Consider the following 14,102-nt stretch of genomic DNA (forward strand, 5'->3'; position numbering starts at 1 on the left):
AAGTTCTTTACATGGTTAACAAAATGTTATGCCTTGGTTATCTATTGGTAATTTAAAATTTGTAACAGCACCTGAATAATTACTCCGTCGTCGTCAACAGGTCGTTGAACACGCATTACTGTTAACACTCAATCTCTTAACAGGAGAGAGACCCGTGAAAAAAACAAATAACACAAAACAGCCTGTCACCCGGTTCAACCGCAAAATTATAGCTTCCGCAGTGGTATTAGCCTTATGCCCTACCGTTGCTACTGCACAGGACAATGAGGCAGAAAATGCTGCCGATGTAGAACAAATTGTTGTAACCGGCTCCCGCATTGCCCGCCGGGATGAAAGTGCATCTAGCCCGATCATGACGGTGGGTGAGCAATTTATTGAAGATACCGGTCAGGTGAATGTTGAAGCCACCATGAATGAAATGCCTCAGTTCACCCGTGATTCGTCGGGTGGTCAGGGCACAGGCGGCCGTGCACTACTGGACTTACGTGGTCTGGGCGCAACCCGCAACCTGATTCTTCTGGATGGTCGCCGTTTGCCAATTTCAAGCTCGTCCGGTGTGGTAGATACCAATGTGTTACCTACCTCTGTTGTACGCGATGTGGAAGTCATTACCGGTGGTGCTTCGGCCGTGTACGGTTCTGACGCGGTTTCAGGTGTTGTGAATTTTGTCACGCAACGGGGGGTTGAAGGCGTGAACGTGGATGTGCAGTACGGCAACTCCATGGAAAATGACTATGCCAGTTACAATGCCTCGGTAACGGCCGGTGCAGTAACCGAAAAAAGTAGCATGTTTATCTCCGTCAGCTCCGCCCGTCAAGATGCACTTTACGGCAAAGATCGCTTTGATTTCTTCCAGCTGGGGATCCCTTCCTCATATATCGGCACAGGTACCTTTGTCCCTTCTGCCACCAATCTGCCTGACCAGGCCGTGGTGGATGCCATGTTTGCCGGGTATGGTTATGGCTCTGTGCCTAATAACAATAACCTGGGGTTCAATGATGACGGGTCGCTGTTCAGTCAGACCGGCGCCGTGAATTATATGGGCAGCGATGAGAGCGACTATCGCATTGTTAATGGCAACGTGCGTATGCCGGTACAAATACAGGGCATGTTGCGCCCGCAAACCGATCGTAAAAACTTGTTTGCCCGCTTCGATTACGAGTTTTCTCCTGCCGTTACCGGTTATGCGCAGGCGTTGTTTACTGACCATACGGCAGTGACCAACTCAGGTGGCACACTGACCCAGTTCGGTACGCCAACGATTCCGGTCACTAACCCGTTTATTCCTGACGATTTATCCACATTACTGGCATCCCGGGCCGACCCGACGGCACCGTTTTCTTACAATGCCCGTTACGTGATGACGCCGGCAAAAAGCTGGGATGAAAACTACGTGACTCAACAATACATTGTGGGCCTTGAAGGCGATACTGGATTCCGCGACTGGACTTTTGATGCCTGGGTGTCATGGGATAACTCCCGTCACAACCAGGTACAGCACAATGCCGTGTTTCTTTCCCGTGTACAAACCCTGTTTAACGCTGCTGACGGTGGCGACAGTATTTGTGCCGGTGGGTATAACCCCTTCGGCCTGGCAAATGTGCTGAGTATGTCGGACGCTTGTCAGTCATACATTAGTGGTGATACTCACAGCACTGAAGAATTACAGCGTACCGCCTTTGACGTTGTGATACAGGGTAGCTTATTTGAACTGCCTGCCGGCGACGTGATGTTCTCGGCATCGGCGAACTACCGTAACGATGAGTATTATTTCAGCCCTGATAAAGCGCTGGCTGAACAGGATGTGCAGGCAGTCATCGCGGCGCAGCCATCTGCCGGTTCTTCCGATGTAACTGAGCTGGCGGCGGAGTTCATTATTCCGGTAACAGACTCGTTTGAAATCGGTACGGCCTACCGTATGTCTGACTACGAGTACTCAGGTACCGTAAATGCCTACAAGCTGGATGGTCTGTGGCATGCCACGGATGAAATTATGGTACGTGGTGGTTATCAGCGTGCTATCCGTGCGCCGAATATCAACGAACTGTTCAGTGCCGCCACCGGCAGTCAGGTCACTTTTGGTAATCCGCCTTCCGGTGGTGAGCCTTGCGATGTGCGCACCGCAGCGCGCGCAGCAGACAGTAGTGGCGAGCTTCGCGGACTGTGTGTTGCCATGGGGATCCCGGTTGAAACCGTAGACAACTATCTGTTTCCGACTACAGCAACGGCCACATTGAGCTCGGGCAACATTGAACTGCAACCGGAAACCGCAGATACCTACACGCTGGGTCTCGTGTGGAATACGGAGTTTGGTGCAGATCAAACATTAATGATGTCAGCAGACTATTACTCGATAGAAATTGAAGATGTTATTTCTGCTGTTCCAGGTTTAACAGCCATTAATAAGTGCCACAACCTGGATGGCTCAAACCCCACGTATTCCACAGATAATGCCTATTGTCAGCTGTTGTCGCGAGATCAGGACGGCTATCTGGAACTGGTACGTACGCCTTACTTCAACCTTGGTCAATTGGCGACTGACGGTATGGATTTCCAGGTGAACTATAAGTTGTCTACCGGTGCTGGTGACTTCTCTGTGCACTCGGTTATCACCTATGTGAATTCCTATGAAGTGGTGACATTGCCGGGCGATGAAGGTGTGGATGAAGCGGGAACCATCGGTTTTATGACAACACCTCGGCCTAAACTGCGGGCGCAGACCAGCTTCGGTTATGAAAAAGATGCCATGAGCCTTACCCTGCGCTGGCGCTTCACCGACAGCATGGATGACCGCAGCACGCTGACGAATACCGCCAGTACGGTACCGGGTGTACCAAGCTACAACAAGTTTGATTTGGTGGGGCGCTATCGTCTCACCGAAAGTATCAATCTTCGTGGCGGTATCAGCAATCTGTTCGATAAAGATCCGCTGGTGGTGGCCGGAACGCCGGGCATCACTGACAACGAAAGCTACGACATCGTTGGCCGTTCTTACTTTGTCGGTGCCACCATGTCTTTCTAACCCTGAAAAAGGCAGCGTTTAATCAGCGCAGCCTTTTTGCTTTTCAGGTTTTGTTTTATGCGAGGTTGGGATTGTTGTTCTCGCAGATGTGCCACTACCGGCAGAAGCGGTGTCTTCTCCGGTAGTGTTTTTTCATAACAAGGAGAACGAAATGAAAGTTTCTGTTATTCGTCATTTAGCTGTATTGCTTGCTCTGTCTGCTGTGACATCAACCCGGGCCGCAGAGATGACAACGCAATTAGATACATCAGGCGCTATTACTATTCGTAACGCTTCTGTCCCGCTACCTGATGCCTTAAGTGAAGGTGGCCAGGCGGTACTGAAACGCAGCGGCGCAACCGAAGGGCCGGGGGCTCCCATGCCGCTGCCGTCAGATATCACCGATATCAAAGAAATCCGGAAAGTGTACAACAACAATCTGCAACCCTATGTGGATCATATGAAGTCGGTGTTTCCCGTAGACATCGAGGAAACCACCATTAACGGTATTTCTGCTGCCATTATTACACCTAAAGGGGGCGTTCCTGAGAAAAATGCAAACCGGCTTATTCTGAACGGCCCGGGCGGTGGCTTTCGCACCGGTGTGAGAGCGAACGGATTGTTGATCAGTATTCCTGTTGCAGCACAAATGAAAGTGAAGGTGATATCCATTCTGTACCGGCAGGGGCCGGAACACCGTTTCCCGGCAGCCAGTGAAGACTTACTGAAGGTCTGGGATGTGGTGTCAAAAGAGGTGCCGCCCGAGAATATTGGTATGGTGGGATGTTCTGCCGGCGGCATGCTGGTATCACAAACCACGGCCATGTTAATTGAAGCCGGACGGCCTGTACCCGGCGCATTGGGCGTATATTGCGCGGGATTAGGCATGACGCCGTCAGGCGATTCGGTTTTTACCGGTAAGCTGAGCATTACCAATATCGAAGCGGATATGAAGCCGGTTACTGCACCTGCACCACGGGGCGGAATGTCTTACTTTGACGGTGTGGATACCTCGCAATTTATTGCCGCCCCGCTGAACGACGCAACTAAGCTGGCACAATTTCCGCCGGTTCTGTTTTTTACCGGTACCCGGGATTTTCTGATGAGTGGCGCGGCGTACAGTCACCGTAAGTTACTGGCCGCCGGTGTGGAAAGCGATTTGCTCATTTATGATGGCCTGTATCACGGCTTTATGACCAACCCTGATTTTCCTGAATCGCAGGAAGGATATAGCATTGCTGCAGATTTCTTCGATAAGCATCTGGGGCAGTAGGGTATGTTTTCAATTCTCCCGCTAACACAGATCACCAGCCGGGCTCTCTCCCGGCTGGCGCTGACCGCTGTCATGGTAAGCGGTGTTGCGCTGGCAAGCAGCACGGTGCTGGCAGAAGCGCTGGCTCAGCTACCCGTGGTACACAAAGCCACAGACATCATTACAACGCAAAGCGGAAAACTGCAGGGTAAAGTGCTGCCCTCAGGCGTACAGGCCTGGTTTGGTGTGCCTTACGCGCAGGCACCGCTCAGAGAACTGCGCTGGAAAGCACCGCAGCCGGTCAACTGGCAGGGATTGTTTCATGCCGACCGTATGGCGCCCCAGTGCATCCAGCCGTTGCGTAACAGCAATATTAATCACTACTTCAGCCACGAAGCCACCAGTGAAGATTGTTTGTACATGAATATCTGGGCACCCGACGCCGCGAAAGCTGGTGACGGTTTGCCTGTGGTGGTATGGATCCACGGCGGTGGCTTCACCATCGGTTCGCCTTCCATGGCCATTTATGGCGGCGAGCCGCTGGCAGAAAAAGGCGTGATCACCATCAGCATTGCCTATCGACTGGGGATCTTAGGATTTATGGCTCACCCTGAGTTAACCGCACAGTCGCCTGACGGCGCATCGGGCAATTACGGATTGATGGATCAGCTTGCTGCACTGCGCTGGGTAAAACAGAATATCCGACAGTTTGGTGGTGATCCGGAGAACGTGACTATTGCCGGTCAGTCTGCCGGTTCAGCGTCTGTGTCTTATCTGCAGGTGAGCCCTTTTGGCAAAGGTTTAATCAGCAAAGTAGTGGGGATGAGCGGTTCGGCGTTTATGTTTCCCATGACGTCCCGCCGGGACGCGGAGCAAACCGGGGTGGCCATTCAGTCATATTTCAAAGCCGAAAACATCAATGCACTGAGGCACATCTCTGCGGATCAGATATTAAAAGCACAGCGGGATTGTCAGTTGGGATGTTCCGGCAGCTTCAAGGCCGGGCCGGTTGTCGACGGCTATGTGCTACCTGCCCAGCCTGCTATGTTATTTGCAGATAAAGCAGGCAGCGATATACCCGCAATGATTGGATTTACCCGCGATGAAGGTTTCAGTCCGCTTGGCGGAGTGAAATCGAAAGCTGAATTAACCGCACTGGTGAATCAGCTTTACCCCGGCAAAGCAGATGAACTGCTTAGCCGCTTTGCAATCAACACTGATGCAGAAGCCATGCGTGCCGGTAAAGATATGGCCAGAGACAGCACGTTGGGGCTGAGTATGTGGCGTTGGTCACAGGCACAAACTGAAAACCTGACATCGCCGGTATTCCCCTACGTGTTCGCCCGGGTGCATCCGTATACCGCAGGCATCACCTTTGCCGATCACGATCCGAAGACGGCCGGTGTGTATCACACTGCTGATGTGCCTTACTGGCTGGGTACGCTGGATGCCCTGAACATTTACCGTGAAACCCGCACTTATACGGCCTTTGACCGTGCGCTCAGCGACGCCATGCAACAGGCTATTGTGTCATTTGCGCGCACAGGCAAGCCAGCCTTGCCGGATGGCAAAAGCTGGACACCTTTCACTCCGGATTCGCCGGACGTGGTGATGTGGGGCAGTGGGGATAGCATTTCCCAAACCGTGCCCTGGCCGAATGCTGAAGACATGACGTTCTATGCAGACAACCCGGTATTGATGACGCCGCCGGCGCCGTCAAAAGAAGGGGCGAGAGCGAGGGATTAATTGAAATTGAAAAACAGCGGCGGGTGCCGCTGTTTTTTTATTTATCAGGCTAATCATAAAATCAATTCCAACATTCAATTTCAAAAACATGCCAAAAATCCCCCTTTGTCGTAATCGGCAAAGTTTTTAGTCGTAATATGCCATTCACGCGAGTGAAACAAAAAAATAACATTTGCTTGTTATTTGGTTTTTGACGGTTGTCTGTTTCCTGTTGACAGATCCCATCTTAAATAAGGCAAAAGGACTAAAAGCATGTACCTTCTGAACACTACAAAAATAAAATCGACCCGTAATCTGCTTAATCTCGCTGTTGTGGCGGGGCTGGCAGGTTTTACCAGCATTTCATTCGCTCAGGAAACAGATACCGCTTCAGACGCAGATGACGTGGAAGTCATCACAGTAAAATCTGAACGCAGAATTAAACGAGTGCAGGATATTCCTACCTCGATGACGGTGCTGTCAGCAAAACAACTGGAGAAAAAGGCGGTGTCGCGGCTGGACGATCTGCCTTTCGCATCACCGGGATTAACCATCACTGATGCTGGCTTAACCCAGTCGGTGAATATCCGCGGTATTGGCCTGGCAAGTGGTGATCCCGACGTGACTAACGGTGTGGGCACCTACATTGACGGTTTGTTTCAACCGCCTATCGTGAGCACGCTGAATTTCTACGATGTGGCGAATATTCAGGTGCTGCGTGGTCCGCAGGGTACGTTTGCCGGTTCAAATTCAACGGGCGGTGCCATTATGGTGACTTCCCGCAGACCGGAAATCGGCGGTGATTTCGACGGCAATGTGATGCTGGGGATCGGTAATTATGCATCGCGCAATGCCCGTGCAGCGGTGAACCTGCCGGTTTCTGACACTTTTGCCGCGCGGGTTGCAGTGAACTACAAAAACCGCGACAGTTTTTATAACAGTACGGGCAGCGTCGACACCGATGCGGGTAGTCTGGATGAAACCAGTGCGCGACTCGGCCTGGCGTGGTCACCCCTCGACAGCACCGACATTTACGTAAAATACGAAACCTCAGATAAATCTGCCGGCGGCTTTGCATACCGCCCCATTGAAGGCACGGCGTATTCTGAGGGTCGTACTGGCTCAATCCGGGATTTAGCCTATAACACCCCGTCGCAAAACGAGGAGTCGGCCGACAGCCTGTTACTGGATATTTCCCACCGGTTTGAAAACGGACTGTCTGTGAAATGGTTAAGCGGCACGCAGGAAAAAGAGATTGATAATATCTATGACTACGATGCCACAGAGCTTGATGTGAGTACGCGCAGCCAGTTTGTCAAAGAAGATCAAGTGAGTCATGAACTGAACCTGATTTCACCTGACGGCAAGGATTTTACCTGGGTTGCCGGTGCTTACTATCAGAAGAATGAAGTGCTGGTGGATATTGACAACGGCCCGTTTCCGGTAGAAATCGACATTCAGAATCAGAAAGTCATAAAAGGGGTATTCGGGCAGGTGAGTTACCGCTTCTCAGACCAATGGCAAACCGAATTCGGATTACGTAAAGCCTGGTTTGAAGGCTCAGCCGACCCGCAAAGTGGCGTGGTAGTGGGCAGAGGTATCATCGCTCCGGATGGCGTCAAGGTCGCCACCATCTCCGGAAACTACGAAGATGATGATATTCTGGGCAAAGTATCGGTGAACTATACGCCTTCAAAAAATCACAGTTTCTATGGCTATATCGCCAGAGGATACAAACCCGGCGGGATAAATTCAGAAACCTCGGTGTTCGACAAAGAAACCGTGATATCCATTGAAGGTGGCTGGAAAGGACGCCTGTTTGACGATACGGTGAGTGCTTCGGTGGCAGTATTCAATAATGATTACAAGAACTTCCAGAACACGAATATTGATGTGACCACCGGCCGTTCAGACGTGTACAACATTGCCGATGCCAGCATCGCCGGGCTGGAGTTTGCGCTGGATATCTATCTTGATAACCTCACCATTGATTTCGCGGGCTCGTTTATCGACTCAGAAATGGAGCCTACCCAGCCTATCGTTAACACCCGTGAATCCGGTTCACCGTCGTTGCCTCAGTGCAGCGCAGGACAGGATGCCAGCAGTGGAACATGCTTCGATTACACGCCGTTTCTGGTGGCTGCGGGCTCAGGTCCAAACCTGTATGCGCCGGAAAAAAGCTTCACTGTGGGTATTGAATATGCCATTGAATTATCTGATGGTGCATTGCTGACACCCAGATTAAATTACGCGTGGATAGATGAACAATGGACGAATCTGATTTACGACCCGGAAACTGATTTACTGGCCGACCGGGGACTGCTTTCGGCCATGGTTACCTACGAAACAGGAAACTGGCGTGTGAATGCTTGGGGACGTAACTTAACCGACGAAGAGTATGTGTCCGGGCAGCAGCTCAGCAACAATACTGAATTTTATGGCGCGCCCCGTACCTTTGGGATAGACGTCAATTATACATTTTAACTGTGTGCGGCAGCCATGCAGTGCTGCCGCTGCTTTTTGCGGAGGGATCGCATGAAATTTATGGGTAACTTGGCGGTTGGTGCCGCCTTACTTTGCACCGTGCCTACAGCGATGGCGGACAATGGTGTTGCCGAGCAATTAAATGCCGGAACATGTGCTGCTTTGAAAGCGTCGTTGATGTTGCCTGAAGGCGTATCATTAACGTCAGTTAAAGCAGTAACGTCGGTTTCGGCCCTTGAATCACAATTAAAACCGGCGCAGGCGAAGGCTTTTATGCCTTATTGTCAGATCACCGGTGAGTTTGAAAAACGTAAAGGCGTAAAAGGGAAGGACTACGCTATTGGTTTTGGCCTGAATTTGCCCTTTGACTGGAATGGCCGGTTTCTGTTTCAGGGCGGAGGCGGCTTAAACGGCCTGATCCGCGAGCCGTTAGGTGCGCTGGCTGCCGGTGATACGCCCGCGCTGTTCCGGGGCTTTGCCGTCGCCAGTACAGACAGCGGGCACCAGTCTGATACGGTGTTCGATCCTTCATTTTTTGAAGATCAGCAGGCGTTACTCAACTTTTACTCCGGGGCTGTGTCGAAAACCGCAAAGCTGGTTTCACAGTTGATCACCGGAGTGTATTCGCAGCCGGCGCAGAACAATTATTTTGTCGGGTGTTCAACAGGCGGGCGTGAAGCCATGACCATGTCGCAACGCTTCCCCGATTTATTTGATGGCATTATTGCAGGCGCACCGGCCAGACAAACGAATTACTCAGAAATTGCAGATTTGTATGTGGCGAAAACATTGCGGGCGCTGAGCGGAAACAATCAGCCTCCTTTCAGTGACAAGAAACAAAAAGCCGTTGAGCAAGCACTGCTGGCGCAATGTGATGGTCTGGACGGCCGTGAAGACGGACTGATTTTTGCGGTGGAACAGTGCGAATTTGACCCCGGTGAAATGATTTGCGACGGGCAACAGCACCGTGATTCATGTTTAACAACGGAAGAAGCCAAAGGGCTGGTAACCGCATTTAACGGTCCGGCTGACAGAAACGGAAATAACGTGTATCCGGGATTTTTCTTTGATACCGGTATCGACGATAAACCGGCCCGCTCTGCACCGGGCTTACTGTCTGCTCAGCCTGGTCCACTGGGACGGGCCCGCATTGATGAGCCCTTTGACATTAACCGGGAACTGGCTATCGCGGACGGGTTTCCTCTGGAGCCCGGTAACGCCACGCTGACCAATTTGTCGACCTTTGTTGTTGAAGAGAACAAACTAATGTTCTTCCATGGTGTCAGCGACCCCTGGTTTTCGGCTAAAGATACCTTAGCCTATTTCAATGACATGGTGGCGCAAAACGGTGGCTACGAACAGGTCAGCCAGTGGTCACAGTTTTACTTTGTGCCGGGAATGGGTCATTGTCGTGGCGGTGAACAGGCGCTGGATCAGTTCGATATGCTCTCTTCACTGGTAGACTGGGTTGAAAAGGGTGACAAGCCTGTCTCCGTTGTTGCCTACGGGGAAAGCATGCCAGAAGAAACCCGTCCTCTTTGTCCGTATCCGTCGGTGACCACTTATAAAGGGGAAGGCAACGGGAATGATGCTGGCAGTTATGTGTGTAAAACACCTGAAAGTCACTAAAGCTGAAGGCCACTAGAGAAGGTTTTGCCGGTGAGAAGACATTTTGAGTATGGCAGTGCATCGAACCACTACATTACTGCGCTCTACCATGCAGCCAAAGAGCGTGGCGTAGACAGTGCGCGCCTGCTCGAATCAGCCGGCTTAAATGAATCTGTGGTTGATAAACCGGACCAGCGGGTGCCGGCTGAAAAGCTGGCGCTCTTTCAGAAGCTTATCTGGGACGACCTCGGTGATGAAAGTATGGGGATGTCCGGCTACCGGCTGAAATCAGGCTCTTATTACATGATGGGGCAGCTGACTGTTCAAAAGTCGTCGCTGGGGCAGGCGCTGGCCTTAGGTGCACGCTTTTATAATCTGCTCACAGATGATGATTTTATCACCCTTCACAAAGATAAAGACGTTGTCCGCCTGGTCATCAGGCCCACGGAAATGCACCTTGATCCGGACCACCTTTTTGCTGAAATTTGTTTGCTGGCCTGGCACCGCTATGCGTCCTGGCTGATTTCAGACATTCTTCCTCTTAATGAAACCCGCTTTCCCTATCCGCCGCCTAATCATATTGGCGAGTATCATTATTTATTTCCCGGCGTTCACCGGTTTAACCATACTGAACTTGCTTTAGTTTTTCCTGTCCATTATCTGGAGCGGCCGGTAAAGCAAAACGCAGCGTCGTTAAAGGCGTTCATGTCCCGCTGTCCTCTTGAGTTATTTCGTCAATATAAAGCTGATTACAGCCTGGCGACGGAACTCAAGCTGATTTTGAGTAAAGCCATGTCAAACGGCACCGGCACGATAGAACATTGTGCTGGTAAGTTGCACATGACAACGCGCACTCTGATGCGCAAGCTGAAAGATGAAGGCACCTCATTTCAGCAACTGAAAGATGTGGTGAGACGGGATAAAGCCATATTTTTCCTTGGCCAGCAGGGATTACGCATCAATGAAGTGGCAGAAAAAGTCGGTTATTCCGACCCTGCCGTTTTCACCAGAGCATTCCGGAACTGGACCGGGCAGTCGCCCCGGGACTTCAGACAACAGCTTCTGACTGACAGCGAAGCTTAATATTCTTTGCATAAAATATAGAGTGTCACTTTTTGCAAAGTAATTAGTCACTTTATGCCATTCTCAGAATGTGTTTAATTGTTAATATCGTGTTTAACGATTACACAAGTTATTTACGTCTAACGCCTTAATTTCTTTTTGCGTAAGTGACTTAGAGGATGGCCACTATGTCTTTAACCGCAATTCTTGATGATTCCAAATTAAGCCCTGTGCAGTGGGTGGCAATTGTCATTTGTATCTCTCTTAATGCGCTGGATGGCTTTGATGTTTTGGCTATTAGCTTTGCTTCGCCGGGTATTGCCGCTGAGTGGGGGATTAACCGTGCCGAACTGGGTGTGGTGCTGGCCATGGAGCTGGTGGGGATGGCCTTCGGTTCTATTTTCCTTGGCGGCGTTGCCGATAAATTTGGCCGCAAACCCACAATTCAGTTTTGTCTGGTACTGATGACCGCTGGCATGTTTGGTGCGGCGTTCGTCGATAGCGTGATGACACTGTTGATCATCCGCTTCATTACCGGTTTGGGAATTGGCGGTATGCTGGCTTCTACGAACGCCATGGTATCGGAATTTGCTAATAAGAAAAGCCGCAACCTTTGCGTCATTATCATGGCCACCGGCTATCCCATCGGCGCAGTGCTTGGCGGCAGTATTGCCTCTATGTTACTGGAAACCCACACCTGGCGTGCGGTATTTATTTTCGGCGGCAGCATTACCGGTTTGTTTATGCTGGTGGTGGCGTTCTGGCTGCCTGAATCTCTGCTGTATATGGTTAACCATCCGAAAGAAAACACGCTGGACAAGGTCAATCATCTGCTTACGCGTATGAAAAAGCCTCTGCTGGATGCGCTGCCTGCGCCGGAAGTATCAGCCAAAAACTCCAGTTACAGCACCCTGTTTTCGCCTGAAATGCGCAAGCTCACGCTGCTGTTAATGGTGGCGTACTTTGCACAAATTATGACGTTCTATTTCATTCTCAAGTGGATCCCGAAAATTGTGGTGGATATGGGCTTTGGTGCTGCACAGGCCGGTCAGGTGCTTGTGTGGGCAAACCTGGGCGGTGCGGTGGGGGCCATTTTACTGGGGCTGCTTACCAGCAAACTGAATTTGCGCCTCACCATGATTCCGGTACTTATTCTGGCTTTCGTGATGGTGTCGGTATTCGGCATTGGCTACAGCGACTTAGGTACGCTGGCGCTGGTCTCCGCAGCCACAGGTTTTTTCACTAATGCCGGTGTTGTAGGGCTTTATGGACTGATGGCACAGGCGTTCCCGGCGAACGTGCGGGCTAGCGGTACAGGTGTGGTCATAGGTATCGGTCGCGGTGGTGCAGCGTTGAGCCCGGTGGTTGCCGGACTACTTTTCACAAATGGCGTCAGCTTGCAGGGTGTGGCCATTGCCATGGGCACCGGCGCGCTGGTAGCCACACTGGCGATTTATTTCTTAAATAACAAACAGGGCGGACGGGGAACAGCAACGCATTCTCCTTTGTCAGCCGTCACAAAATAACTAATCCACCGGAAAACGGAGTGATGATGAACTTTACCCGCTTAAACCCGCTCACCGGCGAAGTTGCCAGTGAGGCACCGGCAATGAAAGGTGCGCAAATGCAGGCTGTTGCAGAAAAAGCACAGCAAGGCTTTGAAATCTGGTCTGGTTTTGGCCCCAACCAGCGCCGTGCCATCCTGTCTCAGGCTGCCATTGCCCTTGAAGGTAAGAAAGACGATTTCGTCAAAGCCATGATGGAAGAAACCGGCGCCACTGCAGGCTGGGCCATGTTTAACCTGATGCTGGCAACTTCCATGCTGCGTGAAGCCGCCTCACTGACTACACAAATCAGCGGTGAAATTATCCCGTCTGACAAACCGGGCTGTGTTGCCATGGCTCAGCGTGTGCCGGTAGGTGTCATTCTGGGAATTGCTCCCTGGAATGCGCCAATTATTCTGGGCGTTCGCGCCATTTCCACTGCACTTGCCTGCGGCAATGCGGTGATCTTAAAAGCATCGGAAGTGTGCCCGCGCACTCACTCGCTGATCATCGAAGCGCTGGCAGAAGCCGGATTCCCTGAAAATACAGTGAATATCGTCACCAATGCGCCGGAAGATGCCGCTGATGTTGTGGGCGCGTTGATTGATGCCAAACCGGTAAAACGCATTAATTTCACCGGCTCAACCGCCGTGGGCCGCATTATCGCAAAACGGGCAGCAGAACATCTGAAGCCCTGCTTACTGGAGCTGGGTGGTAAAGCCCCAATGCTGGTACTGGACGATGCTGATCTTGATGAAGCGGTGAAAGGGGCCTCCTTTGGCGCATTCATGAATCAGGGCCAGATCTGTATGTCTACCGAGCGTCTGGTTGTGGTGGATGCGGTGGCTGATGCCTTTGCGGACAAGCTGGCAGCGAAGGTATCCACCATGAAAACCGGCGATCCCCGTGAAGGGAACACTCCGTTGGGTGCGGTGATTGATCAGAAAACCGTTAAAAAGGTCAACGGGCTGATTGACGACGCGGTCAGCAAAGGTGCCGTGATCCTTACCGGTGGTAAAGCCACATCGGTACTGATGCCGGCTACGGTGCTGGATAAAGTCACCGCTGACATGGCGATTTACAGTGAGGAAAGCTTCGGTCCGGTGGTGGCGATGATCCGTGCAAAAGACGAAGCGGATGCGGTGCGCATTGCCAACGATTCCGAGTACGGACTCAGTGCGGCGGTATTCACCCGTGATACAGCACGGGGCATGAAAGTCGCCGGAAAAATTCAGTCCGGTATTTGCCACGTAAATGGCCCTACCGTGCATGACGAAGCGCAAATGCCCTTCGGCGGTGTGGGAGCCTCCGGTTACGGACGCTTTGGCGGCAAAGCCGGTATCGATCAGTTTACGGAGCTGCGCTGGATCACGGTGGAAACTGAACCCGGCCATTATCCCATTTAAATTTTTAAAGCATTGAATTT

Annotated in this window: 8 protein-coding genes; all 8 read left to right on the forward strand. The window is 51.5% G+C overall.

Annotated elements, in window-relative coordinates; all coding sequences use genetic code 11:
• The first annotated feature begins 154 nt into the window (after nt 1-154).
• On the forward strand, nt 155-3,022 hold the full coding sequence (locus ACXAGX_RS05230; RefSeq protein ID WP_474820798.1) for a TonB-dependent receptor domain-containing protein: 2,868 nt from the start codon (nt 155-157) through the stop codon (nt 3,020-3,022).
• Nucleotides 3,023-3,173: 151 nt separating this feature from the next.
• The gene (locus ACXAGX_RS05235) at nt 3,174-4,274 is read left to right on the forward strand and encodes an alpha/beta hydrolase fold domain-containing protein (RefSeq protein WP_474820801.1); all 1,101 of its coding nucleotides are present in this window, start codon (nt 3,174-3,176) and stop codon (nt 4,272-4,274) included.
• Between the two features lie 3 nt (nt 4,275-4,277).
• Nucleotides 4,278-5,999 carry a carboxylesterase/lipase family protein gene (locus ACXAGX_RS05240; protein WP_474820803.1) on the forward strand — a complete coding sequence of 574 codons (1,722 nt, stop codon included), beginning with the start codon at nt 4,278-4,280 and terminating at the stop codon, nt 5,997-5,999.
• Nucleotides 6,000-6,251: 252 nt separating this feature from the next.
• A complete protein-coding gene (locus ACXAGX_RS05245; RefSeq protein ID WP_474820805.1) occupies nt 6,252-8,462 on the forward strand; it encodes a TonB-dependent receptor in 2,211 nt (736 codons plus the stop codon).
• 51 nt (nt 8,463-8,513) lie between these two features.
• Entirely contained in the window at nt 8,514-10,091 is a 1,578-nt protein-coding gene (locus ACXAGX_RS05250; protein WP_474820809.1) for a tannase/feruloyl esterase family alpha/beta hydrolase, read from the forward strand.
• Nucleotides 10,092-10,121: 30 nt separating this feature from the next.
• Nucleotides 10,122-11,153: an AraC family transcriptional regulator gene (locus tag ACXAGX_RS05255; protein ID WP_474820813.1), complete on the forward strand. Its 1,032-nt coding sequence runs from the start codon at nt 10,122-10,124 to the stop codon at nt 11,151-11,153.
• A 167-nt stretch (nt 11,154-11,320) separates the two neighbouring features.
• Nucleotides 11,321-12,658, forward strand: coding sequence for an MFS transporter (locus tag ACXAGX_RS05260; protein ID WP_474837024.1), 1,338 nt, complete (start codon nt 11,321-11,323; stop codon nt 12,656-12,658).
• A 23-nt stretch (nt 12,659-12,681) separates the two neighbouring features.
• A complete protein-coding gene (locus ACXAGX_RS05265) occupies nt 12,682-14,082 on the forward strand; it encodes an aldehyde dehydrogenase (RefSeq protein WP_474837554.1) in 1,401 nt (466 codons plus the stop codon).
• The last annotated feature ends 20 nt before the right edge of the window (nt 14,083-14,102 follow it).

This window comes from Alteromonas sp. ABV4_515, assembly GCF_056160345.1.

Excerpts from the sequence above, each read along its gene's own strand:
- ACXAGX_RS05240 (WP_474820803.1), top strand. The coding sequence starts at position 4,278 with ATGTTTTCAATTCTCCCGCTAACACAGATCACCAGCCGGGCTCTCTCC.
- ACXAGX_RS05260 (WP_474837024.1), top strand. The coding sequence starts at position 11,321 with ATGTCTTTAACCGCAATTCTTGATGATTCCAAATTAAGCCCTGTGCAG.
- ACXAGX_RS05250 (WP_474820809.1), top strand. The coding sequence starts at position 8,514 with ATGAAATTTATGGGTAACTTGGCGGTTGGTGCCGCCTTACTTTGCACC.
- ACXAGX_RS05245 (WP_474820805.1), top strand. The coding sequence starts at position 6,252 with ATGTACCTTCTGAACACTACAAAAATAAAATCGACCCGTAATCTGCTT.
- ACXAGX_RS05265 (WP_474837554.1), top strand. The coding sequence starts at position 12,682 with ATGATGAACTTTACCCGCTTAAACCCGCTCACCGGCGAAGTTGCCAGT.
- ACXAGX_RS05235 (WP_474820801.1), top strand. The coding sequence starts at position 3,174 with ATGAAAGTTTCTGTTATTCGTCATTTAGCTGTATTGCTTGCTCTGTCT.